Raw genomic sequence first — 25,886 nt, 5'->3', positions numbered from 1 at the left:
TCTTTCAATTTGTATAGGTCGTCGAGAGATCTTCACCGGTTATCGTGCTTAGCATGTTGGGCATGGTGATATCGGCAAAGCTGAGCAGACCGCCGAGGAAGAAAAACTCGAACTGCCGCCCCACTATGCTGACCCGGATGGTGGGAACCGCCCCCCCCGGTCGCGTCCAGTAGCCGAGCCCGGTGGCGATATATTCGATGCGCACGTTCTGCGGTTCGATACCGGGAAAGAAATCACACATGCCGGGCCGATCTCCGGCAACCACCGCTCCGCAGAGGGGAGTGTCATCAAAATCGTCTCCAAAATAGACGAGGTCGAAGGCGTCCTGGCTGGCGGTGAGGCCGGCGCAGCTACCCGAGGTGCAGGCGCAGGACGGGACGCCGGCAGCATTGGAGGAGCAGGTATAGTGATAGGTACCGGACGCCACCGGCGTACCAATGGCGGAACTGTTGGCTGGCGTGAACGCCTCCAGGACCAGCCCCTCGGCGACAGGACTTGAAACAGCAGCCAGCCGCACACCGACCTGCACGGCCTTGTTGGCGGCGTTCCATTGGTAGAAGGCATGGCCGAGATCGACGAAGCCGAGGACGAGCGTCAAGAGCAGCGTTATGACAATGGTGAACTCCACCATCACCGCCCCCGCTTCGTCGCTGAGGAAATGGCGCGCACCCATGCTCAATTCCCCAATACTCGTTCATCGTGGGAGGCCGAGAGGGTGAGGTCGCCGAAGCCGAGAAAGGACCAGAGGCCAGTGCCAGAATAGGCATAGTCGGTCGAGACGCGGACGACGTTCACCACGCCGCTCGAACTGCGATAATTTTCCTCCCCGGTATCGACGTCGATCACGGTGACGTCGATCTGTTTGGAATAGGCAATGGTGACATCGCCGACAGCCCAGCCAATGACCCGGGCGGTGCCACCGCTCGCGGCCTGGCCAGTCACCGCGATGTTCTTGCCCACCGTTTCACAAGCGGCAAAATTGCTGCCCTTGTCGCAACGGGCGAAGTAGCGGGCGCCGTCCCGCACGCCGGCCTCAACGAGCAGCTTGGAATGAATGATGCTGGAGAATTCGAAGACACCGGCGGAAAGCACCACCATCAAGGGCGTAATCAGCGTCATTTCGACCAGCGCGGCGCCGGCCTCGTCACCCCAGAAACGCTTCAGCCATGTCGTCCCCCTCCACATGGCGATCACCGGTAGAGCTGGGCTTCGTCATGCTGGAAATCTTCCAGCGTGCCGCGGCCATAACGGCCGGTGACGTCGACGAGCTCGACGAAGATGTTAGCGTCGTACTCGCTCTGTGGAATGTCCTTGACCGGCTCGGTGATGAAAAAGCTGGCGAAAACCTCGACAGGCAGGTCCTCCTCGTGCCCGCCAAGATCTTGTCCCTGGGCCTCAAGCGCCTGGCAGTTGAGGACCGCGCCATAGAGCAGACGCCGGTCGACGCCGGTCACCGGCGCCCCGCAGCCGCTTTTGGGGGTACCGACCTCCCCGCCCGTTGACTCGTCGGCAACCAGGTCGTTGTCGATTTCGTAGCGGTAGACCTCGTATCGCGTCGGCTGGTCGGCGCCCGTAGCGCTGAGCTCGACCGGCAGCGGCACCCCTGGATGATTGACCTCCCAGTAGGTGTCAATGTCCCAATTCCCATCGCCCATGCGCCCGCCCATGAGTGTGCAGGTACCCGACTGGTGGCAGTCGTCGGTGGGAAGCCCAATGAGCCCGGTCAGGGGATCGGTGGAATATTCGATCTGGTTCCCATTGGGACAATTATTGCCACTGGCCGTTTCCACCCCCTTGCGTACGTTCTCGGCAGGTCCATATTCGGCCCCGTTCCAGCTCGCGCCGGGCTCCTTGATACCGAACCGGATGTTGATGGCACCCTTGACCGGCCCGGAATTCTGTCCGGTCTTGGTGTCGACCCCCTCGCTCGAATAGCACGCGAGCGGGCGTGAACTGGCGATCATTTCGGCAAGCGCACGCGCACCATTGGCACCCCCCGCGTCGAGGAACCCGAAATTGCCCGGGAAATAATCCGCGCCGCCACCGACGCTTCTCAGGCTGATCTGGCGTCGCCTGTATTGGGTCTCTGCGACCGCGTCTTCCAGTGACAGGTTCTCGTCATTGGGCAATTCGTAGGGGTTGCAGATAAAGACCGGCGTGAAATCACAGACAGCGCTGCCGAAGCCGGCCACTGCGCTTGACCCGACATCCATGGTGTCAGCGCCGCCGAGGAAACTGGCCGGGAAAATGGTGGAGAAGCCGGTGGGCTTGACAACCACCTCTATGAAGCTGGTCTCACCCGGGCCCTCCGTCAGATAGGGATCGTCGAGGATCGGGTCGGCGTCGTTGGGCGGTAGGTCCTCGAGGAAGCGCCAGGTGATGTCGTTGCCGTCCCCCGTCAAGATGTGGGTACCGGCGTCGGAAAACCTGCTCGCGTTCTCCACCAGGTTCAGCAGCGCCCGCTCGGCCCGCTCGTGTGCATCCCCCTGCCCATCCAGCTCCGCCGCTGCCGCCAGGGCGAACGCGTCAGCGGCTTTCTGCAGGTCGTTGTGGAGGTTGTTGACCCGCGCCATGTCGATGGCAAGCAGTGACAGGCCGATCAGCACCGGCAGGGTGATGGTCACGAAAACCAGCGCAACGCCGCTTTCGTCTCTACAAAAGCGCCTGATCGTTGCTCTGAGCCTGATCATAACGCGCTCCCATCTCCATTACCGGCGGGCCCTGCCTCGGGCCTGCGGATGGGTGCAATTGATGGCGGAGCAAAGACCGGTCACGGCGCTGCCTCCGTGCTTTCCTCGTCGGGGATGACGATCCCATTCCTGCCGAGCCCGCCGACTCGGTACATCGAGTCCTTGGAGGGATTTACCGTCTCGCGCTCGAGATTGGCCCGCACCGCATTGCCCGCCGCAAAGGTGACACGGTCCGAATGATTGCGCTGGTCGTAGCTGCAGCCGGCGGCCACCGCGCCAAGAACGACCATGGTGCCGGCCTTGAGCAGCAGGTCTCCGAACCGGAACGCGGGGAATTTCGGCATCGGCCTACTCCGTATCCACGATATGACCGAAGGGGCCGATAATGCCGGAACCGTCTTCGAAATACTGCACCAGCTCGCGCGTCACCTCGACCTGACCCAGCAGGAAAAATTCGGCATCGTTGCTGGAGCGCGAGTTGTCGAAGGGCGTGGCGGCGACCTGCCCCGGCACGCTCGGCTGCACCAGGCGCGGGGTGACGATCACCACCAGCTCGGTTTCGCGCTTCTGGAAGCTCGATGACCGGAAGAGCGTGCCGAGAATCGGGATGTCGCCAATCCACGGAATCTGGTCCTGCTGGCGCACATTGCTACTCTGCAGCAGTCCGGCCACGGCAAAGCTCTGCCCATCGCGCAGTTCGATCGTTGAGTCGAGATTGCGCGTGGTGAAGATGGGATCGCCGCCCGACGTCAGGCCGGTCAACTCGCTGACTTCGGGCGTCAGCCGGATCTGGATGCGGTCCCCGCTCAGGACCACCGGCAGGAAATCGAGCTTAACACCGAAATCCTTGTATTCGAGGGTCGTTGACCCCTCCGCGTCGCGCAGGCGGACGGGCACTTCGCCGCCGGCAAGAAAGCTGGCCGGCTGGCCCGACAGCGTGGTCAGGTTGGGCTCGGCAAGCGTGCGCACCGCGCCCTTGCCCTCGAGCGCGGTGATGATCAGGTCGAGATTGTGGGTGCCGGAGATGACGCTGGTGATGAAGGTAGCAAAGGAATTGCCCGTGTCTGCGGTGTTCGAGCCGGAATTACCCGGATTGACGTTGATCGGGCCGAAGCGCCAGTTGATCCCGAGTTCCTTGCCCGCATTGCGCGACGCCTCGAGAATGCGCACCTCGAGATTGACCTGCTGGCCGCCCTTGATGGCCACGGTATTGATGATGTCGTCGCTGCCATATTGGGAGGCGACGGCGAGAACCTGCGCGAGCGTTCCCGCGTCGGGCACGTCACCCGAAAGCCGCACCCGGCCGTTGACGGTGCCGACCTGGACGTTTGCATTGGGCACCACGCTGCGGATCGATTGGGCGATGTCGGCGGTGTCGACCCCGACCTCCACCTCGATCAGCCCGACCGGCCGCTTGTCGGCATTGAAGAGGCTGACCGTCGTGCGGCCGAGGATCTTGCCCACGATATAGAGCGACTGATCGGTGATCGGCTGGGCATCGGCGATTTCGGAATTGGCGACGACGAGTTCGCCGATCGGAACGTTGACCGTAATTGTGGCCGATTGCGATTGCGGCAGGTTGATCCGCAGCACCGACGTCGTGGTCAAATCATACTCGATGACCTGGGCGCTTGACGCAACTGTCTGGCAACCAATGAAAAGCAGGACGGCCGCGAGCCTGGTGAAATTCTCAAGCAGGCCGCCCCGAACGAACGCAAACAACTTCATGTACCCGCCTCCGGCAGGGCTCCCTCGCCCCGCAATGCCATTACCGGCCGATCGGCACGTCGTAGGTATCCCGCACCACGCCGCGGGTTACACCAACAGACACTGTTGTCGGCCGGACAGGAACTACGTTGGGCGCAATTTCCTTAATATCCGGTTCGACTTCGGCAACGACTGCCTCTGGTACCAGAATCCTCGCAGGCTCACCAGACAAGTCCCCCAAAGAAATGCGGCGTGTGACTTCTTCATCACCCGAAGCCGACTCGCGCAGCGCCAGCGACAATTGTCCGACGCCGGCCGCCAGCACCAGCTTTTGTGCTTCGACGGTCTGCACCTCGACTGTTACCGTCTTGACAACAATAGGGTTTTCCTCGCGGTCGTTGGCGCTCTGGTCGATGGCGAGGACCTTGACGCCCTGCAACAGCACATCGACAAAGGTTTCCTTGTTTTCCTCCCGGGTCAACATGATGTCGACGCGATCCCCCGGCAGCACGAAGCCGGCCACGCCAAGAACGTCGTTGACTCGGATGGACACCGCCCTCGTGCCGTCTGCCAGCACCGACGACAGCGACGCCCGTTCCCCTGCCCCGGTGATCTTCCAGTTGAGAATGGGCTCATTGGCCTCGATCGAGGTCAGGACCTGCCGGTCCCCTTCCTCGCTTTCGATCAGTTCGGCGCGCGTGCGGAAGCTGCCATCGGGCAGGACCGACGCGGTCCAGGGGATTTCGCGGGTATTTTCCTCGGTGAGGCGGTCACCAAACCGCAAGGGAATTGCCGCGACGACCACGGTATCTTCAAGTTGGACATTGTCCGAGGCCGCGGCCGCAACCGGCTGGCGGCTCTCCAGCCAGATATTGGAGAGGAACACCGCGCCTACACCGAATACAACGGCGAACACGAGCATCAAAACTGTTCCGATACGCATTGTACTTCTCCAGCCATGTGATTGACTGATCTGTCGCCGATCAGGAGAATATCGCGGCAGGCAGTCTGCCCGCCGCGATTGGCATTACTAGCAGACCTGTCCAACAGCAGTACAAAGCAAAGTCCACTGCGTGCCCATCCACGCGGCCATGACTACGATTGCCGCGATCACGCCAGCCGTAATCATCCCGACCAGCACCGTATATTCGATCATTGCGGCGCCATCATCCTCCGAGCGGAAGCGACGGGCCAGTTTCGCAAACTTTGACATTCCAAAACTCCCATTTACACAGCGAATTCGGGGAAAGCTCCTCAGCTCTTCTACGCCCCTGTTTCGAATTAGCGCTTTGTTAGGGATTTCCGTCATTGACAAGCATCAACGCCGGCAGCTGGCGCGCCTGCTGTAAAGTCGGGCCGCGCCACAACTGGCTGAATTGATTGCGACTTCCTGGATTTAACTATGCCGCAGAATTCAAGTAAAGGCTGCCTTTCAGGCACTCTTTTCACGGGCATTGAATAGGAATCAACCCCGATGCGTCAGCAACGATGACGTACTTTTCCTGATTCTGGCCGTTCGTCCAAAGACGACTGGCAAGCATCTGCACATGTCTTCTGGCATCTGCCGCGCATCCCTATTAGCAAACCGGTCACACCTCCAACCGTAAACTTGTGCTCGGTCGGTCTTGATGCGATCATTGCACGCAGGGTCGCCAGCAGAGGGTGTAGCGATGTGGGGACGCTTTTCCAGTGACAATCGCCCGACGCATGAGACGCCGGCAAAGTCCGACGCCGCCATCGCCGTGCCCGCGGCGGCCGCTGTTTCAGAACAGGACGGCGCGACCGACCTGCGCCACAGCGACCAATATCTCGCGCTCAAGCTCAACCTGCACGCCTACCTGATCGAGAAATACAACCTCGCTGCCCTCGACGACACCGACGGCGCCCGGCTGCTTAGCGACATCCGCCCCATCGTGCGCGACTATGTACGCGACCAGGGCGTTGCCCTGAACGCGGCCGAACTCGATACACTGGTGTCCGACACGGCCGACGAAATGCTTGGCCTCGGGCCTATCGAGCCCCTGCTCAAGGACGATTCCATCGCCGACATCCTGATCAACACCCATCGCAGGGTCTATATCGAGCGGCGCGGACAACTCGAGATTACCCCGGTGCGCTTCAGCGACGAGGCCCACCTGCTGCGCATCATCAACAAGATCGTCTCCGGCATTGGGCGGCGCGTCGATGAATCCTCCCCCATGGTCGATGCCCGCCTCGCGGACGGCTCGCGCGTCAACGTGGCGGTGCGCCCTGTCTCGATAGACGGCCCGCTGGTGTCGATCCGCAAGTTTTCGCGCCAGCCCTATACGCTCGAACGCCTGATCGCCTTCAACTCCATCTGCCCCCCGATGATCGAGTTCCTGCGCATAGCGGTGCAGACCCGCAAGTCGATCCTGGTTTCGGGCGGCACCGGCAGCGGCAAGACCACGCTCCTCAACGCCCTCTCGCACCACATCTCGGATCGCGAACGGCTGATCACCATCGAGGACGCCGCCGAACTGCAATTGCAGCAACCCCATGTGGGCCGGCTCGAGACCCGCCCGCCCAATGTCGAGGGGCGCGGGGAGATCCGCCAGCGCGAACTGGTCAAGAACGCCCTGCGCATGCGGCCCGACCGCATCATCGTGGGCGAGGTGCGCGGCGAGGAGGCGTTCGACATGCTCCAGGCCATGAATACCGGTCACGAAGGGTCGATGACCACCATCCACGCCAATACCCCGCGCGACGCACTGGCCCGCCTCGAGCAGATGGTCGGCATGGCGGGCATGCCCATGTCCCAGGAGAGCATACGCGGCCAGATCGCCTCTGCAGTCGACATCATCGTGCAGACCCAGCGCCTGTCCGATGGCGGCCGGCGGGTAACCAGCATCGCCGAGATCACCGGCATGGAAGGTACCGTGGTGCAGATGCAGGAGATCTACCATTTCGTACGCACCGGTACCGGCGAGGGCGGGGCTGTGCTCGGTCACTTCAAGGCGACGGGCGTGCGTCCCCGCTTCGCGTCGGAGGCCGAGGCGATGAACCTGGCCTTCGCCCCCGATGCCTTCAACCCCCAGGCGACGTTCTGACATGACCAGCGAGCAGCTCGTTCTCTATGCGATCTATGCCCTGGCCGCCGCGGCGGCAGCGCTGCTGGTCGTCGCGCTGGGGAGCCTGTTCGCTGATCGCGGGCGCCACAAGGCCATCAATCGGCGGCTGGCAAGACTGGCCAGGGACGAGCAGCCGCAGGTGGCATTGGGCACGCTCCTCACCGAGCGCGGCCTGACCGCGTCTGGCGACTACCTGATGCGCGTCGTCTGGCTCAACCGACTCTACCTGCAGTCCGGCCGCACCGGCGGGCCCCTCGCCTATTTCCTGAAATACGCGGTCGTGGGCATGGGGCTGACCGCCGTCCTGACGCTCTTGCGCTTCCCTCTTTTGGTCAGTGTGCCCAGCGGTCTGGTCCTGGCCGCGGCATTGCCGCTACTGATGCTGCGTCGGGCCCGGCACAAGCGGATTCGCACTTTTGAACGCCAGTTGCCCGACGCTCTCGACATGATCGTGCGCAGCCTGAGGGCGGGCCACCCGACCTCGGTGGCCATCGGTCTGGTTGCCCGCGAAATGTCCGATCCGATCGGCACCGAGTTCGGCATCGTGTTCGACGAGGTGAGCTTCGGCTCCCAGTTCGAGACCGCCACCCAGAAACTGGCCGAGCGCGTCGGGTTCGAGGGACTGCAATTGCTCAGTGTCGCCGTCGGCATCCAGGCCAAGACCGGCGGCAATCTTTCTGAAATCCTCGGCAATCTGAGCGCCACCCTGCGCGAGCGCCACATATTGCGCCTCAAGGTCCGCTCCCTCGCCTCTGAGGGCAAGATGTCGGCGATCATGATGTCGCTGTTTCCCCTGGTCATGCTCGGCATCCTCTTGCTGATCGCGCCCACCTACTACGGCGCCGTCTGGAACGACCCGCTGATCGTTCCGGTCTTCACCGCATTCGGCGCGTGGGCGTTGCTGGGCGACTTCATCATGTACCGAATGGTCAATTTCGATTTTTAGGTTGAACATGCCTGACTTCATCGCCAACCTCACCAACAGCGACCAGACGAGCCTTTACATCTCGATCCTGGTGTTCCTGGCGGCCGCGGCGATCTTCCTGGCAATCGCCTTCCTGATGCGCCCGGTGCTGCAGACCCAGTCGCGCCTCAACCGCGAACTGCACGAAGAAGGCCTCGGCGACCGGCGTGCCCTGGGCGCCCAGGCCCACCTGCGACGCCTCCAGACCCAGAAGCCCGTCGAGGCCTATTTCCGCGCCATCGAGCGGAGCGGCGGGCGCACCGACGCGCTCGAACAGAAATTGTTCCAGGCCGGATTCTACGGTCGCGCCGCACCGTTGCTCTTCCAGTTGTCGCGGATTACCCTGGTGGTCATTGCCTTCGTCGTCACCTTCGGGGCCGCAACGCTCCTGCTGCCCAGTTCCATCCCGACGCCCCTGGTCTTTGCTGTCTGCATGGTGTTCTCGCTCGGCTTCATGGTCATTCCAAGCATCGCCCTCGACGCCTACGCCAAGGGCGTCAAGGAACAGCACCGCCGCGGCTTCCCCGATTTCATGGACATGATGATCACCTGCGCAGACGCCGGAATGAGCCTTGAGGCCGCCGTCAGTCGCGTGAGCACCGAGTTTTCCGCTACCCACAAGCATCTGGGCGTCCAACTCAGCATCCTCATGCTGCAACTGCGGGCGGGCAAGTCGCTGCGCGAAGCGCTGCGCGATCTCGCCGATCGGATCGGGCTTGAGGAAGCCAAGTCGTTGGCCGTATTGTTCCGCCAATCCGAGGAACTGGGAACGAGCCTTGTCGACGCCCTGCGTGTCTATAGCAATGAAATGCGTCGCCAGCGTATCCTGCATGCCGAGGAAAAGGCGAACTCCCTACCCGTGCGCATGGTTCTGCCGCTTGGCCTTTGCGTCTTTCCCGTCGTTTTGATGATTATCATGCTGCCTGTCGTGATACGGATGCGCGGCATATTCTTTTAGAGGCGGCGGACCCGCCAGGACTACCAGGAGCAAACGCCTATGCACCCATCCACTCGCAATTTGGCCACTCTGCGCCTGATGGTGCCGATCGTGTTCGCAGTTGCCCTCGCAGGGTGCAGTACCCTTGGTCAAAGCTCGTTTGGCGGCAAGCCGGGGAACTTCGCGGACGTTCCGGGGGTGGAATTCTACGCCTCCGACCGGGCCCTGGCTGAGGCCAAGGCCCATTTCCAGCAGCGCAACTATGGGCACTCGGCAACGCTCTACAAGCGGGCGGTGGAACTCAACCCCAAGGACGCCGAGGCACTCAACGGGTTGGCTGCGTCCTACGACCGGCTCCGCAGGTTCGACCTTGCGGACCGGGTCTACACGCAGCTCCATCAGCTGACCGGCGGCACCGTGGCCTACTACAACAACGTCGGTTACTCCTACCTCCTGCGCGGCAACCTGATTTCGGCGAGGACGAACTTCCTCAAGGCCCGTGACCTTGATCCGGGCAACGTAACCGTCGCCAACAATCTCCAATTGCTGGGGTCGAGCTATAATGTGGCTCAGCGCTGAACCGGGTCACTCCATCATGAGGCCTCCCACATGCTGCTGGGCCTGACCTGGCTGATCCTCATCGCGGCGGGCGTCGTGGTATTAGGTCGCATCGTCATGATCGACTTCCAGCGCCAGAAAATCAGCAACGACAATGTCATCCAGTTGCTGGTGGTCGGGTTGGCGCTACGGGCCCTCGACTATTCCGCCCGATTGGACGCGGCCCTGGTCTGGCAGCCCATGGCTATGTCGGCCGCCTTGTTCGTCGTCCTGATCGGGTTCTGGCTGGCCGGAAAGATGGGCGCTGGTGATGTCAAGCTGCTGTCTGTCATGCCGCTTGCCGTGGGGATGAGCGGCATTTTTCCCTTCGTCGCAACCTTCCTTCTTTTCGCCATCCTCACCTATCTCGGCCTGAAATACCCCACGCTCGTGCCCCAGGGACAATGGCGCGACCATGCCGAACGATTTGCCGTCAGCAACCGGGTGCCGTTCGGGGTCCCTATCGGAGCAGCCGGCATCGTCGCCCTGCTCGGCCTGCTGCCGACAGCGGCGGCCGCCCTGGCGCAATAGTCGCCGGACGTCCGGGCTGGCTGCAGCTGTCCATCGTCGTCCATGATCCGACTTGGCAAGTTCCCGATCGACAAGATGTGTCCGGCACCGAAATTGTCCAAGTGAACCCCTGGACCGACCGGTCAGCGGTTACCGGATCGACCTTTGCTATCCCAAAGAAGGTGAGCTCTGACGGTCGAACCCGCTGGCCCGCTACGCGCCATGCGATAGCGGCTGAGGCATTCCCGAACAACCTATTCCATTACTTGCTATCGCGAACGTTATACATGGTGCGCGTGATCGCAGGATAGGCTTTGTCGACGTCCTTCCTCAACTCGGACTTTTGCAGGTACGCTTCGGCAGCATCGCGGCTGTCCCAGATGGTCACCACGACGCCGTCTTCGGCGTCCTCCACGCCTTGTAGGTTATAGGCGTGGTGGAGGCCTGGAGTTTGCTTGAATCGCCTGAAAAACTCGTCGCTTTGCGTATCGGTGGGTGCGTGAAGCCTTAGTATGTACGAGAACATGGCATCCTCCCCTGAGGCGCCCCCTGTATGGGGCGGCGCGATTGTAGCAGGGGGTGATGGCTAACGGAAGCAAGGCATGTCGCCGGCCACCATCGGATGGATCGATTCCAGACAGGTCGCCGAGAGCTGCACCCGGTTCCTGCCGTTGGCGTCGCCGCAATACGCGGAAGATGGTTCGCGCGGATGCAAATGGCTGAAGGGCGCACAAATACTGGAGATTTCTGGTGCCGGCAGCAGGGTTCGAACCCGCGACCCCCTGATTACAAATCAGGTGCTCTACCAACTGAGCTATACCGGCGACGGGACGCATCTATCACCACGCGCGTTTGCCTGCAACCGCGCCATCTTGGACGCCGATCGTTGTGGCGGCCTGGCAGGGCGTTCTGCATGCGTCACAGCCTTGCCGGTCATGCGCGGCACCGCCCATAACCATTTTGCTCATTCGGCAATTGTCAATTCTGCCTGTGTAAGCTAACCGCTCGTTGTCATGGAGCAGTGGTAATGAAGCTATCTGTCGTCGGCGCATTGGCGGCCGGATTGTGCACGGCGTTACTTGGGGCATGGTGCGTCTATCAGGAAAGCGCGCCCGTTCTTCGTGGCGGCAGCAATTCCTTCGAACGACTGGCCGCCACAAGTGCCAATGACCTCGGTATCGGCCTCAGTCTGTTGTCGCAATCTACTGCCCTGCGTGATTGCCAGACCGTGCTGCTGGCCTATGAATCGGCGCGCATGGCGGTCATGCCCGACGACTTCAAGGCGGGATTGCCATCGCAATGCGCCGGCCTGGCCCAGCGCGTGCTGCAGACCACCCCAATTCACGGTTTTGCCGAACTGGTGCTGGCTCAGGTGGCCGATATCCAGGGGGATGCCGGAGCGCTGGACCGCCACCTCCAGCGTTCACAGGCAATGGCGCCAAGCGAGGCACGCGTGATCCTGCCGCGCGTGAGCCTGGCCGAGGCGCATATCGAGGCGCTGTCCGATCCCACCCTGGAACGCCATCAGCAGGATATCGGCACCCTGCTCAAGAGCTCGCAGGGCCTCTGGCTCCTGGCCAGTCTTTACGTCCGTGACGAAGCCGCGCGGGGCCGTATCCAGGCCGCCCTTCCCACGGCCAGCCCGGCCGATCAGTCGCGTTTTCTCTGGGCGGTGCGCCAAACCATCGATCTGCGCGGACGCTCCTCATGACCATTCTGGACGACAGCATGCCAATGCCGCGCTCCGGTCGCCGCCAGAGCGAAAGCGATATCGCCGCTCGCAAGTCGCTTAACCGGGCGACGATGGGCGCACTCATCGCGCTGCTTGCTCTGGTACCCTTGCCCTTCGGCGCCGTGCATGCCTTCAGCTGGGGATTTTTTGCGCTCTATACCGGCGCAGCGCTGACCCTTTATATGCTGCGGATGTCGACACTCGACATTGGCCTGTCGGCACCGCTGGCCAATATGCGTGTCTCGATCGCCCTGTTTGCCCTCTATTGTGGTTACCTGGTGCTGCAGATGGCGCCATTGGGCTGGATAAACACCGGGCTAACCAGCTTTGTCGCCAATGGCATGAGCATCGAGTCGGCCACGATTTCCGTGGCGACCAACCAGACCGCCCTGATGCTCATGCGGCACCTGACCTATGGTGCGTTGTTTCTGCTGGTCATTCAGGTCACGCAAAATCCGGCGCGACGCGAAGTGTTCCTCAACGCCATACTGACGATTATCGCGATCTATTGCCTGCAGGCGCTAGTGAGCTTGCAGACCGGTGACACAGTGCTCGGCGTGACCAAACGCGCCTATATCGGCTCGGCAACCGGCCCATTTGTGAATCGCAATTCCTTCGCCACCTTCCTGGCGATGGGCGCCATGATTGCGCTGGTGCAGGCCGGCCGCAATCTCATCCATCAGACCGAGCGTCACCCCCATGATGGGCTCGTCCCAGGCGCCATCAGCAATTCCGTGCTCTATGGCGTGGCCTATCTCGTTCTGGTGGGCGTCGTTTTTGCTACCAATTCCCGCATGGGGGCCTTCTGCACGCTGGCCGGCTCCGCAGTTGTCATCGCCATCATCATCGGGCGGGTGGTGCGCTCGCTCACCGCCGTGATTGTTCTGCTGGCGGCCATTTTCGGTTCCTTCATCCTCGCGCTGGTGCTGTTCGGCGAACAGTTGTTCAACAGGCTGGTGGAAGTGGAAAGCTCGACCATTGTCCGCTCCGATCTCTATGAACAGGTCATGCAGTTGATCGCCATGCGCCCCTGGCTGGGCTTTGGCGGCGGCGCCTTCGAACAGGCCTTCCAGATCGTCCATCAGTTTCCCGTCAGCCCAGACCTCCGCTGGGACCGGGCGCACAACAGCTTCCTCTCCCTCTGGTCCGAGATGGGGCTGATCGCCGGTTCGCTTCCTGTGCTGGTGTTCGTGTGGATCGGCATCAGGCTGATGAGGGCGTTGCGACAGGAAGGGCCCGAATGGCCGATTCAAGCCGTGGGCCTCGCCGTTCTGGTGGTCGCCGGCTTGCACTCCCTGGTCGATTTCAGCCTCGAAATCCAGGCAAATGCAGTGTTCTTCGTCGCCCTGATCGCCATGGCGCTGGGAACGACTTTCCGGAACGAAACGACGCGCTAGCAAAAAGGCGCGGGCCACCTGTCGATGCAACACCCGGGTTTTCATAGGTAGGTTGCGTGTCAAATACTTGCCCTCCCGCGATTTTTGCAGAATATCCAACACCAGCGTCGGATTAACAGGATCATGCCCATCTCAACGTTTCCTATCAAAGCCGGATATGTCGTGGCAGGGTGGAACGTCACTTCGGGTTGCGAGGCTTGATGCTTGGTCTTTTTCGACGCCGCACCACGACATCCCTGCCCTTCCAGCGGCGGCGCCTCACGGCCGATGAGCCGGCAGTGGTCTATGCCATAGGCGACATCCATGGCTGCTTCGATCAATTGCAGGAATTGCTCGACAAAATTGCCGACGACGCGCGCCATATCGCCGGCCGCCGGATTCTGGTGACCCTGGGCGATTATATCGACAGAGGGCCCAAATCCGCATCGGTATTGGATTGGCTGTGTGGCCCGGCGCCCAAGGGCTTTGAGCGGATCAGTCTCGCCGGCAATCATGAACTCATGATGCTGGACTTTCTCGACAACCCCAGCCCCACTTCGCGTTGGCTGGAGTTTGGCGGCAACGAGACCCTGGCCTCCTATGGTATCGACATCCGGGACTTCAGCCGCACCAGCCCGCGCGAGCGCCTTGCAATACTGCGGGCAAACATACCGCAGGAGCATATCGACCTGCTGCAGAACCTTCCCGGTTTGCTGGAGCTGCCAGGCGCAGTCTTCGTGCATGCCGGCATCCGACCCGGTATCGCGCTGGCCGAGCAGCATGATGAAGACCTAATGTGGATTCGCGAGCCCTTTCTCAGCAATGTGTGGGAACACGGTCCATTGCTGGTCCATGGGCACACGCCCGACGTCGCGCCCGTTGTCGCTGGTCGCCGCATCTGCGTGGATACCGGCGCCTTTGCCACCGGGGTGCTGACGGCAGTCCGCATGGCCGGGACCAACATTTCCTTTCTGAATACCAAAGCCCACCCCCAACAGGTTGGCAGCTAGCGCCAGCGCATAAACATCAGCCTGCGCCGCGCGCAATGACGAGGAAGCCGGACCATGGACGAAACCACGATTGACCTGCGCCAGATATTCGAGCTGCTGCGCCGCCAGCTCAGGCTGATCGCGGTGACCGTCATTGCCGTCATGGTCATCTCCGGCTTCGTGGTGTTCTCGCTGGCGCCGGTCTACACCTCTTCGGCGCTCATTCTGGTAGACCCAAGCCGGAAGAACCTGCTGGCTGGCGATGCACAGGCCATGGGGTCGACCGGCGATAGCGCCAGGATCGACAGTGAGGTCGAAATCCTGCGCTCCGACAATGTGCTGCTGAAGGTTATCGAATCCGAGAACCTGCTCGCCAATGCCGATATTGTTTCCCTGTCGCTGACTTCGCGGATCCTCGCCTTCCTCCGCCTGGGCGAGCCGGAACTGCCGACCGCCGAGCAGGCCCTGAGCCAGGCGCTCACCACGTTGCGATCGAGCGTATCGGTACAGCGCCGGGGCCTGACCTATCTCATCTCGATCCAGGCCCGCTCCGGCGATCCGGCCCAGTCCGCGCAACTCGCCAATGCCGTGGCAACCGCCTATATCCAGGATCAGCTCTCTTCCAAGATCGACAGTAGCCTGGCGTCCCGCGACCTGTTGCAGGCCGGCATCGCCCAGGCTCGTCAGGCCATGATCAGTTCCGAGGGTTCGTTCGACGCCTTCATCGAGCAGAATATCCAGCAACTGGCCGATGCGCCGGGCGGCACGCAGGTCGCCAGCATTCGCGACCAGATTGCCCAACTCGAGCAAGCCCGCAGCCGCAACGCGCAACTGGCCGATACCGTGCGTCAGGACCTGACGGAAAATGACTGGGCCTCGCTGGTCGATACCCTGGGTTCCACTGCCCTCACCCAGCTCGAACAACAGCGCGCAGATCTACTCGCGCGCCTTGATGGCTCCCCCGCCAATTCGCCCGCTGCAACCGATCTGACGGCCGCCCTTGCCGAACTCGACGAGCGTTTGCGCACCACAGCCTCCAGCGAAGTCGAGGGCCTCCAGGCCTCGATTGCCCAGTCGCAGCAGCGCGAAACCGAGCTGCGCAGTCAGTTGCGCACCGCCGTGCTCGGCAGCCAGCTCTCCACCGATACCCTCACCCAGCTCTACAGCCTGCAGCAAGGTGCCGAAGGGGCGCGGCGCCAGTATGACACCCTGCTGGCACGCGTCCAGGACGTGGAGACCCAGGCCGACCTGCAACTCGCAGATAGCCGCATCGTCTCGGCAGCCCTGCCCCCGCTGAGCCCCTCCTTCCCCAACAAGCCGCTGCTGCTGGCCATTGCGGGCATTCTTGCGCTTGCCCTGGGCGTGGCCCTGGCATTCCTCTACGACAGCCTGATCGGTGGCTTCACCAGCGAAACCCAGCTTTCCTCGGTGCTGCGTACCCGCACAGCGCTGGCCGTTCCCCGCGTCCGGGCCAAGTCCGAGAAGGAAAGCCTGGCCAATTTGATGGCGACCGCCCCGCTTTCCATATTCCCTGAATCGATCCGCCGCATCCGCGTGGCTCTCGAACAGTCCATCCGCGCCAGCCGCGATGCGGATAACGCCTATGGTGGCAAGGTCATCGTCGTCTCCTCGACCGCGCCCAACGAAGGCAAGACCACACTGGCCCTGGCCCTGGCGCGCTCCTACGCCCTGTCCGGCCACAGCACGCTGCTGATCGACTGCGACCTGCGTAAGCCGAGCCTGCATCGGCACCTTGGCATCGAGCCCTCGCGCGGCCTGCTGGACTTCCTCGACAATGAAGAAGCCGAAGACCTCAGCGCCATCGTCAACCTCGACAGCCTTTCCCCATTGACGAGCATTGTCGGCGCGCGCCGCAGCGACGTGCCGACTGACCAGCTCCTGGCTGGTCCGTCTTTCACCCGCCTCATGCGCGCCGCCCGCAGCACCTTCGATTTCGTGGTCATCGACACTCCCCCCGTCGGCCCCGTGGTGGACAGCCTCTATGTCGCTCCCTTCGCCGACGCCATCCTGTTCGTGACCCGCTGGGCCTCAACCTCCCAGCTCGACGCCAAGCGCGCCGTTGCGGACCTGGTCAAGAGCAAGGCCCCCAATGCCGAGATCATTGGCGTGGTCAACCAGCAGGACCAGGCGCGCGCCAGCTATGTGCGCCGCTATAGCGGCTACTACGCAACCGCCGACTAGGGCATCGCGCGGAACACAGTGGGGCCGTTTCTCCACGAAATGATGCGACAATAGGCTGACGGAGCGCCATCTCGGTGTCCGTCAGGACGCAGAGCGCTCCGGCACGTCTGGCGCAGCAGATATCTGCGCTCACGGCCGGGGGCCGCCTCGCATTTGTGCCCCCTTTATCCCCGCCCCACGGCGCGGCCCTATCATGGCCTCTCCATTCAGAGAGGATCATCATGCCAGATCGTTTTGCCGAACACGCCATAGGGCTGGATTCGCCAGCCACGCACGGCTTCCACGTTTCCCCCAATGATGCCGTGGATTTGCCTGACGTCACCCGCGCCATCTATGTCGGCGGCAGCGGCGCCCTGGAGGCCACGCTGGTGTCGGGCGCCGATATCAGCCTCGCCGGCATTGCCGCCGGCACAATCCTGCCGCTCCGCATCCGGCGCATCAAGGCCACCGGCACCACCGCCACCTTCATCGTGGGGCTGCTGTAATGCCCGGCCTGGGTTTGAGTGACACACAGATCGGCCCGCGGCACTGGTGGCCGGCCGATGCCACCTTCGCCATCGACTTCGCCAGCGGCATTGCCATGCGCAACCGGGTCATCTGCCCGCTTGCCGAGGCGATGAGCCTCACCCGCCCATCCGCCAAACTGGCCCGCGACAGCACCGGCCGCTGGCACAGCTTTGCCGCCAATGTCCCCGCCATCACCGATCTGGGCCTGTCTATCGAGCCGGAGCGGACCAATCTGGTCCTCGCCAACACCGCCAATAGCGGCGCCGGTTTCGGCCCGAACAACACCGCGATCCGCACCAACCTCGCCCCCGGCGACAGCCCGTCCGGCGATGCCTTCGGCAAGCTGGTCACCCAGGGCGCCGGCGCGTCCGATGCGCTCTACATTGGCGGGTTTACCGGGCTCATCACGGCCGGCTCCACCCACGCCGTCAGCGCCGCCTTCAAGTACAGCGGCAGCACGCGCTACCTGCGCATTGTCCTGTCGGACAATGTCTCGGTCGTCCGCGAATGCTGGGTCGACCTGCTGGAAAAAGTGGCCAGCAACACCTCCCCCGGCTCAACCGCCCGCCTCACCCCCCTCGCCGACGACTGGCTCGGCCTGGAACTGATCGCCGCAAACTTCCCCAACACCACGGGGAGTGGGGCGATGGGAATCATATCCGTCGCGTCAATAGGCAACACCGTCCGCCAATCTGGGTCGTATAAAATGTGGGGAGGCCAGCTCGAGAGGGGCCAGACAACAGCCACCTCGCCGATCTTGACGACGGGCATGGCCGTCACGCGGGTAGCAGACGACGCAATTCTGCATCTCCCCGTAGGAAGCCAGTCGGTGACATTCGACCTAACAGATGGCCTCTCGCAAACTCTCTCAACGCAGGGCGGGAACTATACAATTCCGGTTGACCTGCAGCGCTCCGTTGTCCGCCGCGTTACCAGCCTTGTCGGGTCATGAGTCGTCCGATACGTCCCATGCCGCGAGACCCGCAGGAGGCCTCCTATGCGCCGTCCACGAGAGGTCGGCGTAGCGTTCTGAGGGCAATAATGTAGACAACCATGGTAGCCAAGGTAGCGCCAACCAAAGTGATCGGGGCGGCAATCAATCCAAAAGCAGGCAAAAATAGCGGTAGCCCAACGGCAACTATTAGGACACCGAGTCCTTGCCCCAACACACGAAACCGCACGCCACGTCGCGCGACGAGTGCGACACCAAAAGATGCTGCGACAAACCGCAAAGCCACAAAAACACCGAACGCTGCCCAAACTTCAAACGGCGCGGAAAACTCCTGGCCAAACGCAACGGGCGCAAGCAACGGCATTACAACGGCGAAAAGCACGCCGAATAAAAGACCAAGTACAAGGAATTCGAGCTCCATCCGACGTTCCAAGTCGTGTCCGCTTTGGCCGGCGTGATGCTGGGCCGACAAAGATGGTATGTAGACCCCGGCGAACACCTGCGCCGGTAAAAGCAGGTATCCTGCAATGCGCGACGCGATTTGATAAATGCCGACCGCCTCCAGTCCGAGCAACGCGCTTACGAAAATGATGTCGACCTGGGTCGACAAGGTCGTAAGTATGGCATCGAGAGCCAATCCAACGGATTTTTTGGTGAAACTCCAGACTTCACCAGCTGGGCCGAGTACCGGATTTTCAAACTTCACGTTACGGCTAACACAGACTAGCGCGATGGCCATATAGGTCAGGCGGGCCAGTAGCAATGCCAGCGAAACAGGCAGTATCTGGGGGACAAGAACCGCTGTGGGGCCAACCACGATGGCAAATAGCAGCGCCCCTGCGACCGCAATATATGCCTCCTGGCCGTATCCGCCGATACCGCGGAATGTGACAAGAACGAGATCGGCATAGGACAGACAAATTATTGAGGCATAAAGCAGAACGCAGGCCAGCATCGTCTCCGGCCGAAGCGGCAAGACCAGCAACGCTGTCAACGCCAGCACCGAGGCCATAGCCACTAGAATATTTTTGACTCGGAGACAGGCGGATATGATTGCACCCGCCCGATGCGGCTCGGCACCTATGTCGCGCAGTGCCTGGACGCCGAAACCAAAATCGGTCAGCATTGCGATGAGCTGGGAATAGGCCAAGACGGTTACGACAAAGCCATAGTCCGTCGGGCCAAGTGCGCGGGCCAGAAACAGAAGCATCACCACGCCAGCACCGACTCGGCTGGCTAAGGAAATTGCTAAATATACTTTCTGCCGGCCCATATTACTCATGGATAGACGCACCATCTGTCTTCGCGAGTTGACTGGCAGAAAATGCTAGATCAACTATGGCTAAGCCAGCCCCAGATGTGCCCGCAAATCGGCCATCGCCAACTCTGGCATCGATCCACCATTTTCGTAGTCGCGCGGCTTATAGAATGTCAGTTCTTCAATCTGGAAATCGGGAACAGCCCAAGTATTCAGGTACGCAGTGAGCTTTGAGACCCCGTTTGGCACTAGTGCCGCCGCAGGCACCCCATACGACAAAGACGTAATTGCACCATGGAGACTAGATCCCGCATACGCTGACGCGCCAGCGATTGTAGCCATAATCTGAAAAATGTGCATTTGGGGAAGAAGTACGGCATCAACGTTGATGTCCGAAAAACGCGATTTCAGCTCTCTCAGGAATTTGTCGTCATCATGGGCGGGAGCTGTTCCAATAGGCAGCAAGACAATTTTGGCACCCCGTTCTTTACCCAGTGCAACAGCCCGTCGCATGATGTTTTCTATCTCGGACTTCCCAAGATACAACGCACATTGAACCACTACATATCGAGAAGGCAGCACGACGGGCCTGTGCTGGCTCAGAAATTTCATGTCGTACATCAATGACATGCTTGAGGCAGAATCGGGCCTGAGTGTTACTGCAACGCCGCGATCTTTCAAAAAGGCGAACGCTTGAGCATCTCGAACTGAAATACTTGTTGCCCTTGATAACTTATGTATAATTTCTGAAAAAAGAGAACTCCCCGGATTGTTCATAAATCCAGATGCGCCAACCGCATTATAAATCACGTCTGGCTGAGAGGTAAAATCATCGGGGGAAATAACAAATGGAAAATCCAAATCGGATCCATATAATTTCCCAGCAAATTTTCCGGCGTATCTTTCGCCAAATATCTTTCTAATGATTCTGAGAAAATTGTAATACGTATATCCAGAACTATGGCCGATAAGGGTTGGCCAGTCGGCGGTAAGCACATCTCCGCCAGCAACAAAAATCAAATCACTTGAGCTTACTGAATTCCTGTCAAACGACTTAATTGGCTTCGTGACAATTCCACCAAATGGCCGGAGGTCTGAAGAAGAAACCGAGTAATAATACCGTGCTGGATTGTCTGACCGCTCACTAAGCAAGTCGTCTACAATTCTAGAAAATAGAATGTCGCCGTAGTTGAATCGGTCAAACGCGCCAAAAACGTGATAGGTCATATGCATTCGACTTTCGGAATTGCGCGCCAAAGCGTTCTGCTAGAATACAGAGTTCACAGATTTATATGCATATGAACGGCTTTTCTTGACTACAAGAATTCATTGAGCAACGCACGGCTCATGGTCAGCTTGGACTACGGTAGAGTGGGCATCTTTGCGTAGAGCGGCCATGTCGGTGTGTCTAGGCACATCTACTCCGAGATTCGGCCAACCGAATGTTTGGTTCAGCAGACCAACACGAACTGCCATAATGTCCCTTTCGCTGCTTCGGCCACACGCTAATGCAGGGGCGAATACAAAACAACAATGTAGCATCCATGCATGGGAGCCATGCTGCTGTACTGATCCATGGCCGCCGGCAGCCGCCCTGATATATTCGGTAGAGCCATTTAGGGAGTTTGGCCTGTTTGATAGCATTGATGTTTCCCGCGATTTCCCAGCGGAAGTCCACCCTGATTGCGTCGCGACCTTACCGTTGTTGGCCAACCATACCCGCCCAGCATAGAGGCCTCCGCCGTTAGCAGTCATCGCTATGCCGGGACCTCAGCGTTAGGAGACAAGCTACAATGACCGAGACCTCCCACCGCGGGATCGATGTCGCGCTGTCCAGCTTCCGTGGCGGCCCCTACCTCGCCGAAACGTTCGGCAGCATCGCTATGCGGGATCACCCCGCTACGCGCGCCCTGCCATCCGGTAATGGCTTCAGCCAAGATACGCTTGTGATCGCCCACCGCCACGTCGTGACCATGGCGTTGGCGATTGTCGGTGGCCCACCCAGCGGTTGGCTCCAATGATCGCCATTGTCATCGTGAACTACAACGGATGGCGCGACACCATTGAGTGCCTGGATTCCTTGTCGCGGCTTGAAGGCGGCGACTGGCGCATCATCGTGGTCGACAACGGATCGCATGACGGGTCCGTCAAGCAGTTGGAGGACTGGGGGGCGTCCACAGCGGCCGCGTTGCACGTCCTCGACAGTTCGGAAAGCGTCCACGCCCTGCCTCGGGCCGGCGTCACCCTCATAGGCAGCAACGACAATCTCGGCTTTGCCGGCGGCAACAATGTAGGCATCCGACACGCGCTCAACGACCCAGCATGCACCCATGTCTGGCTGCTCAACAACGACACCGTCGTCGAAAAATCCGCCGGTCTTGCCTTGCTGCATCGCATCCAAAGTGACGACCGTGTCGGAATCGTCGGCTCCACACTGGCCTATTATCATCAACCGGACCGGCTGCAGGGCGTTGGCTTCGCGTACAATATCTATGCGGCAACCGGACGTCAGCTTGGGCATATGCGCATGGTGACAGACTTGCCGGCGCAGATGGAAGTGGAAGCCCAGATGACCTACGTCATCGGGGCCAGCATGATGGTCTCGCGCGCCTTCCTTGAGGCCGTTGGCTTCATGTCCGAGCGATATTTTCTCTATTTCGAAGAACTGGACTGGGCCGTCCGCGCGCGCGGAAAGTACCGGTTGGCCTGGGCGCCTGCGTCACTGGTCTACCACAAGGAGGGCGGCTCCATCGGCACCTCCACCACATCGCGACCAAGCGATCTGTCGACCTTCTACATGACGCGCAATCTGCCCGTTTTCTACTGGACCTTCTTCCCCGCTCTGATGCCGGTTGCCATTGCGCGTCTGGCATTCAACATGTTTCGATTTGTCCTTCGGCGGGACTGGGCCGCATGGACCGCCGCCGCAAGAGGGCTATTTAGCCTGACCCAGAAAATCCCACCCGAAAGACCGCCGCATACGCTATTTGACTGGAAGCGGTGATGCGGACGGTTGGCCGACCACAAATTGATCAAACACGGGGCAAAGCCTGATGACTAGGGCATTGTTTGTATCGGCCTATTTCCCCTCAAAGGGCGTTCCTGCGGCGGGAAACAAACTCAGCGCGGCAACGCTCGACGACCTTGTCGGGAAATATGACCATGTCGATTTGATCACGTTTACGAACGCGCATGAGCGGCAAAGCAGTCCGCGCTTGCAGGCGGCACCTGGCATCGTTCCTCATGTGTTCGACATAACCACTTGGCACAGGCTTCTGGGTGCCGTTCGGCACCCGACACTGCCCTCGGGCGTAGCGGTGCGAAAGCATCTAGCGCGCTCCACGGCAAAGAACCTGCTGCTGCGGCATGAGTATCAGGAGATATATGTCGACTTTACCCAGGCCATGGACGTGCTTCCCCGTTCTGCTCTCGCCAAGTCCACTGTCAGGGCACATGATGTCATGTCCCAACTCTACTCCCGGCACTCCCAAGCCGCTGGAGCAAGAGCCTTGCTGGGACAGTTTGAGCATTTCAAGTCGCGCCGATGGGAAAGCCGTGCATTGTCACTCGCTGGACAGATCAGGGCGCTTTCAGGCAAGGATGCAGGGCTTATCACGCAACTGACTGGCCGACGTGATATTGCGGTGGAGCTCCCCACTGAATATTACAAGGTCCAGGGCCGGACCGAAGTTACGATAGAACCCGGGCTGCTGCTGTTTTGGGCTAATTATGCTCGCAATGAAAATATTGAGGCGGCCCGCCTGCTCATCGACGACATCTTTCCGCGTGTAAGCGCGGCGGTGCCCCATGCCCGACTGGTTCTGGCCGGAGCTAACGCTCCAGTCACCATGGTCAAGAACGCGCCACCAAACGTCGAATGGACGGGCTTTGTCGAAGATCCCACCGACCTGTTCCGCAAGTGCCATATAGGCTTGGTCCCACTGAGAACGGGCGCCGGTATCAAGATCAAGACGCTGGAATTTCTCTATGCAGGCATTCCCACCATCGCCACGCAAGTGGGGGCCGAGGGAGTGCCCGCGTCCCCCCTCCTGCATGTTGTCGACGATCCACGCCAAATGGCGCAGTTGTGCGTGGACATGCTGACTGGTCACTACGGCATGGCAGAAACTGACAAGACCGCCCAGCCATGACCACCGCAGAAGCAGTCTTGGAAGAAAATCGTTCAACCATAGATCGCGTGATTATCGTCGTATTGATAGCATGCAATATAATATCAACATCCGGTGTCTTCGAGAATTACATAGGCGGAATTGACCGAGCAGCTCTGGTAACTATTGCATTAATTTCAACTTTCTACATAATCTACTCGATTGCCTCAATAGACAATACGGCCTCGATGTTCTCCATCGGGTTTATAATCCTGTTTACACTGCAAATATCGACATTTTACTTTCACACTCAAATACCCATAAACCCACTTCCGCTATCTATTTTTGCGCCTATATTTACTTTCTCGGTTTTCTTTCGAGTTCGTCTCGATGCCGAAGAAATACTTCGAATCGCCTACTATATTGGACTTACTTATGCGTTGCTCTATGTGCTGATCAGCCTGCTGCCTGGTCTACTACTCCCCCAAAGCAGTTCCCTGTCCGGCCTATTGATAGGCTATGAAGGCAGAGCCGATAGATTTATAGCCAGCTCCTCCTATTTGGCGTTTGTTCTAATCTATTCTCTGTTGCACAAAGGAGCTAAGTTCAGGGTCTTCGCGATTACATTATCACTTGTGGCGATATATCTTACATATTCGCGAGTTTTCCAGGCGTGCTTATTGGCCACGATAGTTCTCCACTATGCTGGAGTGGGCATAAGAACCACATCCATATTGTTCAGAACGATCTTCCTGGGTTTCACGGCGGTGATGTTATGGGGGGTCATTGACAGTGGCTGGATGCCCTTTGAGCCGTTCATGCAAGATGCATCAGGCTACATAAGGCACTTGGGTTACATGCAGGTCACGACCTTCCTGTCGCATTCACCCATTTTTGGAGCCGGACTGCCGTCCAGTCTCGACGCTATGAACGCGCTGCTGGGCAGCGCAGTTGACGTGTATGGGGCCGACTATGGAGCCCTGGGCATATGGCTCAATTGGGGGCTCGCGGGCGTCGTACTTTACATTCTGGGGGTATATTTCTTGACCTCGACGGGCGGCGCATCCGGCAAGGTCTATATGCGCGCGGCAAGCGAAGACCAGAAGACGCTGAGGCTGCTGGGGCTGCATTTCGCACTATATTGTTCCACCGCTCCGGTTATCTTCGGCGGCAGCGGTACGGTGCTATTTTGCCTGATCCTCGCTTACCGGTTGCGCAATCGCTGACTGCCACGCGGGCTTGATCCGGTCAATGGAAGGCCTGGCTGCGGACCACCCGTTTCTCAGATAATACCTAAACGCGTCGACGACATGAATGCGCATGGTTCGGCTTGAAAAAACACCAAGTATCCCGCCTTGACTTGCCCGTATGCCGTCCGCTCGGACACCGGATATGGGGGTTAACGCGACGCGAAAACCGCGCCTCCAGGCCTCGAGGCAGAATTCGATATCCGCCATAAACAGGAAGTATTGCGGATTTAGGCCGCCAATTTCAGCAACAACCTCTTTGCGGATCATCGAAAAAGAGGACTGCAGCCAGTCTACATCCAAGATGGCTGGAGCTTTATCTCGGACGAGGGTTTCCGTTATCAAGACTTCATCGGACTGCCGCCACAAGCGTCGGGCTATCTGCTTTAGGGGATTTGGAAACTGCCGGCCAATCTCTGGGATGGAACCGTCGTCATTGACCTGAACGGGAGAAATAATACCGATATCCCGATTGTTGGCCATCAATCGAACAAGACCGGAAACTACGGATTTGTCCCCAATTACGATGTCCGGGCTCATGAGCAAGAAATAGTCAGAGCTCTCAAAGGCCTCAATTCCCAAATTGACGGCCCTCGTATAGCCAATATTTTCGGTGGAAAACATTGTACGAAAATTAAAGTCACGAAGGATGTCGTTGATCGCAGATCGCTCGGAATCGTTGTTAGAGTTGTCAATCACTATGCAATTGATACGCCCATCAAAGTCCTGCAAAAACACCGATTCAATGGCAAGGCGCAATCTTTTTGCTTTAAAGTAGTTGACGACAATTACGGTAACACTCTTCATCGACATACCACCCAAACTGGAGTTGAGAAGTGGCAGCAAGCTCCCTTTTGGGGTGCTCGCCGGCCTCTACCGCTGTTCCCTAACCTTCAAAACAGACTTCAGATACGCCCCATACGCGCTCTTCTTCAGCTTCTCCGCCAGCGTCTCGAGCTGCCGTTCGCTGATATAGCCCATGTGGAAAGCCACTTCTTCCGGGCAGGCGATCTTGAAGCC

General features: G+C 59.8%; 26 protein-coding genes, 1 tRNA gene and 1 pseudogene. 15 read left to right on the top strand and 13 right to left on the bottom strand.

The window, feature by feature from the left end; translation table 11 throughout:
• Positions 1–4 precede the first annotated feature (4 nt).
• The 7 genes from V6M52_RS02520 to V6M52_RS02490 all read right to left on the bottom strand — a co-directional run bounded on the left by V6M52_RS02520 (position 5) and on the right by V6M52_RS02490 (position 5,610).
• Entirely contained in the window at positions 5–673 is a 669-nt protein-coding gene (locus tag V6M52_RS02520; protein ID WP_332689452.1) for a TadE/TadG family type IV pilus assembly protein, read from the bottom strand.
• A gap of 2 nt (positions 674–675) precedes the next feature.
• A complete protein-coding gene (locus V6M52_RS02515; protein ID WP_332689449.1) occupies positions 676–1,185 on the bottom strand; it encodes a TadE/TadG family type IV pilus assembly protein in 510 nt (169 codons plus the stop codon).
• Positions 1,186–1,190: 5 nt separating this feature from the next.
• Complete coding sequence (locus tag V6M52_RS02510) at positions 1,191–2,690, bottom strand: TadE/TadG family type IV pilus assembly protein (RefSeq protein ID WP_332699113.1); 1,500 nt, start codon at positions 2,688–2,690, stop codon at positions 1,191–1,193.
• A gap of 80 nt (positions 2,691–2,770) precedes the next feature.
• Positions 2,771–3,034, bottom strand: coding sequence for a hypothetical protein (locus V6M52_RS02505; protein WP_332689443.1), 264 nt, complete (start codon positions 3,032–3,034; stop codon positions 2,771–2,773).
• A gap of 4 nt (positions 3,035–3,038) precedes the next feature.
• Positions 3,039–4,418, bottom strand: coding sequence for a type II and III secretion system protein family protein (locus V6M52_RS02500; RefSeq protein ID WP_332689440.1), 1,380 nt, complete (start codon positions 4,416–4,418; stop codon positions 3,039–3,041).
• Positions 4,419–4,458: 40 nt separating this feature from the next.
• Positions 4,459–5,319 carry a Flp pilus assembly protein CpaB gene (gene cpaB / locus V6M52_RS02495; RefSeq protein ID WP_332699110.1) on the bottom strand — a complete coding sequence of 287 codons (861 nt, stop codon included), beginning with the start codon at positions 5,317–5,319 and terminating at the stop codon, positions 4,459–4,461.
• Positions 5,320–5,427: 108 nt separating this feature from the next.
• A complete protein-coding gene (locus V6M52_RS02490) occupies positions 5,428–5,610 on the bottom strand; it encodes a Flp family type IVb pilin (RefSeq protein ID WP_332699107.1) in 183 nt (60 codons plus the stop codon).
• Positions 5,611–6,067: 457 nt separating this feature from the next.
• Here V6M52_RS02490 and V6M52_RS02485 point away from each other — a divergent pair, with 457 nt between their 5' ends.
• Genes V6M52_RS02485 through V6M52_RS02465 form a run of 5 tightly spaced genes read left to right on the top strand, consistent with a single transcriptional unit; the run spans position 6,068 to position 10,515 of the window.
• Complete coding sequence (locus V6M52_RS02485) at positions 6,068–7,465, top strand: CpaF family protein (protein ID WP_332699104.1); 1,398 nt, start codon at positions 6,068–6,070, stop codon at positions 7,463–7,465.
• Position 7,466: 1 nt separating this feature from the next.
• Positions 7,467–8,432: a type II secretion system F family protein gene (locus V6M52_RS02480; protein WP_332699101.1), complete on the top strand. Its 966-nt coding sequence runs from the start codon at positions 7,467–7,469 to the stop codon at positions 8,430–8,432.
• Between the two features lie 7 nt (positions 8,433–8,439).
• Entirely contained in the window at positions 8,440–9,408 is a 969-nt protein-coding gene (locus tag V6M52_RS02475) for a type II secretion system F family protein (RefSeq protein ID WP_332699098.1), read from the top strand.
• 39 nt (positions 9,409–9,447) lie between these two features.
• Positions 9,448–9,966, top strand: coding sequence for a tetratricopeptide repeat protein (locus V6M52_RS02470; protein ID WP_332699095.1), 519 nt, complete (start codon positions 9,448–9,450; stop codon positions 9,964–9,966).
• Positions 9,967–9,996: 30 nt separating this feature from the next.
• Positions 9,997–10,515 (top strand): prepilin peptidase, encoded by a 519-nt coding sequence (locus V6M52_RS02465; protein WP_332699092.1) that lies wholly within the window; start codon positions 9,997–9,999, stop codon positions 10,513–10,515.
• A gap of 241 nt (positions 10,516–10,756) precedes the next feature.
• On the opposite strand, the gene V6M52_RS02460 is transcribed toward V6M52_RS02465, so the two are convergent.
• On the bottom strand, positions 10,757–11,020 hold the full coding sequence (locus tag V6M52_RS02460; RefSeq protein ID WP_332699089.1) for an antibiotic biosynthesis monooxygenase family protein: 264 nt from the start codon (positions 11,018–11,020) through the stop codon (positions 10,757–10,759).
• A 222-nt stretch (positions 11,021–11,242) separates the two neighbouring features.
• A tRNA-Thr gene (locus V6M52_RS02455) sits at positions 11,243–11,318 on the bottom strand.
• Between the two features lie 203 nt (positions 11,319–11,521).
• Here V6M52_RS02455 and V6M52_RS02450 point away from each other — a divergent pair.
• The 6 genes from V6M52_RS02450 (at position 11,522) to V6M52_RS02425 (ending at position 18,252) form a co-directional block, all read left to right on the top strand.
• Positions 11,522–12,205 (top strand): hypothetical protein, encoded by a 684-nt coding sequence (locus tag V6M52_RS02450; RefSeq protein ID WP_332699086.1) that lies wholly within the window; start codon positions 11,522–11,524, stop codon positions 12,203–12,205.
• On the top strand, positions 12,202–13,623 hold the full coding sequence (locus tag V6M52_RS02445; protein ID WP_332699083.1) for an O-antigen ligase family protein: 1,422 nt from the start codon (positions 12,202–12,204) through the stop codon (positions 13,621–13,623). The genes V6M52_RS02450 and V6M52_RS02445 overlap by 4 nt, the downstream gene beginning before the upstream one ends.
• Positions 13,624–13,823: 200 nt before the next feature.
• Positions 13,824–14,612, top strand: coding sequence for a metallophosphoesterase family protein (locus V6M52_RS02440; RefSeq protein WP_332699080.1), 789 nt, complete (start codon positions 13,824–13,826; stop codon positions 14,610–14,612).
• 54 nt (positions 14,613–14,666) lie between these two features.
• Positions 14,667–16,793, top strand: a complete 2,127-nt coding sequence (locus V6M52_RS02435) for a GumC family protein (RefSeq protein WP_332699077.1) — start codon at positions 14,667–14,669, stop codon at positions 16,791–16,793.
• Between the two features lie 221 nt (positions 16,794–17,014).
• Positions 17,015–17,278: a spike base protein, RCAP_Rcc01079 family gene (locus tag V6M52_RS02430; protein WP_332699074.1), complete on the top strand. Its 264-nt coding sequence runs from the start codon at positions 17,015–17,017 to the stop codon at positions 17,276–17,278.
• Positions 17,278–18,252: a phage head spike fiber domain-containing protein gene (locus tag V6M52_RS02425; RefSeq protein WP_332699071.1), complete on the top strand. Its 975-nt coding sequence runs from the start codon at positions 17,278–17,280 to the stop codon at positions 18,250–18,252. Before V6M52_RS02430 ends, V6M52_RS02425 begins: the two co-directional genes overlap by 1 nt.
• Positions 18,253–18,295: 43 nt before the next feature.
• Here the strand turns inward: V6M52_RS02425 and V6M52_RS02420 are convergent, their stop codons facing one another.
• Together V6M52_RS02420 and V6M52_RS02415 are read right to left on the bottom strand one after the other, a co-directional pair.
• Positions 18,296–19,534: an oligosaccharide flippase family protein gene (locus V6M52_RS02420; protein ID WP_332699067.1), complete on the bottom strand. Its 1,239-nt coding sequence runs from the start codon at positions 19,532–19,534 to the stop codon at positions 18,296–18,298.
• Positions 19,535–19,594: 60 nt separating this feature from the next.
• Complete coding sequence (locus V6M52_RS02415; protein WP_332699064.1) at positions 19,595–20,743, bottom strand: polysaccharide pyruvyl transferase family protein; 1,149 nt, start codon at positions 20,741–20,743, stop codon at positions 19,595–19,597.
• Between the two features lie 560 nt (positions 20,744–21,303).
• Here V6M52_RS02415 and V6M52_RS02410 point away from each other — a divergent pair.
• From V6M52_RS02410 to V6M52_RS02395, 4 genes are all read left to right on the top strand, one after another.
• Complete coding sequence (locus V6M52_RS02410; RefSeq protein WP_332699061.1) at positions 21,304–21,531, top strand: hypothetical protein; 228 nt, start codon at positions 21,304–21,306, stop codon at positions 21,529–21,531.
• Complete coding sequence (locus V6M52_RS02405) at positions 21,528–22,514, top strand: glycosyltransferase family 2 protein (RefSeq protein ID WP_332699058.1); 987 nt, start codon at positions 21,528–21,530, stop codon at positions 22,512–22,514. Before V6M52_RS02410 ends, V6M52_RS02405 begins: the two co-directional genes overlap by 4 nt.
• Positions 22,515–22,575: 61 nt before the next feature.
• Complete coding sequence (locus tag V6M52_RS02400) at positions 22,576–23,661, top strand: glycosyltransferase family 4 protein (protein WP_332699055.1); 1,086 nt, start codon at positions 22,576–22,578, stop codon at positions 23,659–23,661.
• Complete coding sequence (locus V6M52_RS02395) at positions 23,658–24,845, top strand: hypothetical protein (RefSeq protein ID WP_332699052.1); 1,188 nt, start codon at positions 23,658–23,660, stop codon at positions 24,843–24,845. Before V6M52_RS02400 ends, V6M52_RS02395 begins: the two co-directional genes overlap by 4 nt.
• Here the strand turns inward: V6M52_RS02395 and V6M52_RS02390 are convergent.
• Both V6M52_RS02390 and V6M52_RS02385 read right to left on the bottom strand, forming a co-directional pair.
• On the bottom strand, positions 24,804–25,673 hold the full coding sequence (locus V6M52_RS02390; RefSeq protein WP_332699049.1) for a glycosyltransferase family 2 protein: 870 nt from the start codon (positions 25,671–25,673) through the stop codon (positions 24,804–24,806). The genes V6M52_RS02395 and V6M52_RS02390 overlap by 42 nt on opposite strands.
• 66 nt (positions 25,674–25,739) lie before the next feature.
• Positions 25,740–25,886: pseudogene (locus tag V6M52_RS02385) on the bottom strand (glucose-1-phosphate thymidylyltransferase RfbA); the annotation flags it as partial.

Origin of the sequence: Devosia sp. (genome assembly GCF_036676215.1) — a bacterium.
Lineage (GTDB): Bacteria > Pseudomonadota > Alphaproteobacteria > Rhizobiales > Devosiaceae > Devosia.
This window is presented reverse-complemented; position numbering and strand designations above follow the sequence as displayed.

What these genes read in the sequence shown, in the direction of transcription:
- V6M52_RS02435 (WP_332699077.1), top strand. Translation starts at nt 14,667, where the DNA reads ATGGACGAAACCACGATTGACCTGCGCCAGATATTCGAGCTGCTGCGC.
- V6M52_RS02500 (WP_332689440.1), bottom strand. Translation starts at nt 4,418, where the DNA reads ATGAAGTTGTTTGCGTTCGTTCGGGGCGGCCTGCTTGAGAATTTCACC.
- V6M52_RS02430 (WP_332699074.1), top strand. Translation starts at nt 17,015, where the DNA reads ATGCCAGATCGTTTTGCCGAACACGCCATAGGGCTGGATTCGCCAGCC.
- V6M52_RS02415 (WP_332699064.1), bottom strand. Translation starts at nt 20,743, where the DNA reads ATGCATATGACCTATCACGTTTTTGGCGCGTTTGACCGATTCAACTAC.
- V6M52_RS02445 (WP_332699083.1), top strand. Translation starts at nt 12,202, where the DNA reads ATGACCATTCTGGACGACAGCATGCCAATGCCGCGCTCCGGTCGCCGC.
- V6M52_RS02450 (WP_332699086.1), top strand. Translation starts at nt 11,522, where the DNA reads ATGAAGCTATCTGTCGTCGGCGCATTGGCGGCCGGATTGTGCACGGCG.
- V6M52_RS02505 (WP_332689443.1), bottom strand. Translation starts at nt 3,034, where the DNA reads ATGCCGAAATTCCCCGCGTTCCGGTTCGGAGACCTGCTGCTCAAGGCC.
- V6M52_RS02475 (WP_332699098.1), top strand. Translation starts at nt 8,440, where the DNA reads ATGCCTGACTTCATCGCCAACCTCACCAACAGCGACCAGACGAGCCTT.
- V6M52_RS02410 (WP_332699061.1), top strand. Translation starts at nt 21,304, where the DNA reads ATGACCGAGACCTCCCACCGCGGGATCGATGTCGCGCTGTCCAGCTTC.
- V6M52_RS02485 (WP_332699104.1), top strand. Translation starts at nt 6,068, where the DNA reads ATGTGGGGACGCTTTTCCAGTGACAATCGCCCGACGCATGAGACGCCG.
- V6M52_RS02490 (WP_332699107.1), bottom strand. Translation starts at nt 5,610, where the DNA reads ATGTCAAAGTTTGCGAAACTGGCCCGTCGCTTCCGCTCGGAGGATGAT.
- V6M52_RS02405 (WP_332699058.1), top strand. Translation starts at nt 21,528, where the DNA reads ATGATCGCCATTGTCATCGTGAACTACAACGGATGGCGCGACACCATT.
- V6M52_RS02510 (WP_332699113.1), bottom strand. Translation starts at nt 2,690, where the DNA reads ATGATCAGGCTCAGAGCAACGATCAGGCGCTTTTGTAGAGACGAAAGC.
- V6M52_RS02520 (WP_332689452.1), bottom strand. Translation starts at nt 673, where the DNA reads ATGGGTGCGCGCCATTTCCTCAGCGACGAAGCGGGGGCGGTGATGGTG.
- V6M52_RS02465 (WP_332699092.1), top strand. Translation starts at nt 9,997, where the DNA reads ATGCTGCTGGGCCTGACCTGGCTGATCCTCATCGCGGCGGGCGTCGTG.
- V6M52_RS02390 (WP_332699049.1), bottom strand. Translation starts at nt 25,673, where the DNA reads ATGAAGAGTGTTACCGTAATTGTCGTCAACTACTTTAAAGCAAAAAGA.
- V6M52_RS02480 (WP_332699101.1), top strand. Translation starts at nt 7,467, where the DNA reads ATGACCAGCGAGCAGCTCGTTCTCTATGCGATCTATGCCCTGGCCGCC.
- cpaB (WP_332699110.1), bottom strand. Translation starts at nt 5,319, where the DNA reads ATGCTCGTGTTCGCCGTTGTATTCGGTGTAGGCGCGGTGTTCCTCTCC.
- V6M52_RS02420 (WP_332699067.1), bottom strand. Translation starts at nt 19,534, where the DNA reads ATGAGTAATATGGGCCGGCAGAAAGTATATTTAGCAATTTCCTTAGCC.
- V6M52_RS02460 (WP_332699089.1), bottom strand. Translation starts at nt 11,020, where the DNA reads ATGTTCTCGTACATACTAAGGCTTCACGCACCCACCGATACGCAAAGC.
- V6M52_RS02515 (WP_332689449.1), bottom strand. Translation starts at nt 1,185, where the DNA reads ATGTGGAGGGGGACGACATGGCTGAAGCGTTTCTGGGGTGACGAGGCC.
- V6M52_RS02425 (WP_332699071.1), top strand. Translation starts at nt 17,278, where the DNA reads ATGCCCGGCCTGGGTTTGAGTGACACACAGATCGGCCCGCGGCACTGG.
- V6M52_RS02440 (WP_332699080.1), top strand. Translation starts at nt 13,824, where the DNA reads ATGCTTGGTCTTTTTCGACGCCGCACCACGACATCCCTGCCCTTCCAG.
- V6M52_RS02395 (WP_332699052.1), top strand. Translation starts at nt 23,658, where the DNA reads ATGACCACCGCAGAAGCAGTCTTGGAAGAAAATCGTTCAACCATAGAT.
- V6M52_RS02470 (WP_332699095.1), top strand. Translation starts at nt 9,448, where the DNA reads ATGCACCCATCCACTCGCAATTTGGCCACTCTGCGCCTGATGGTGCCG.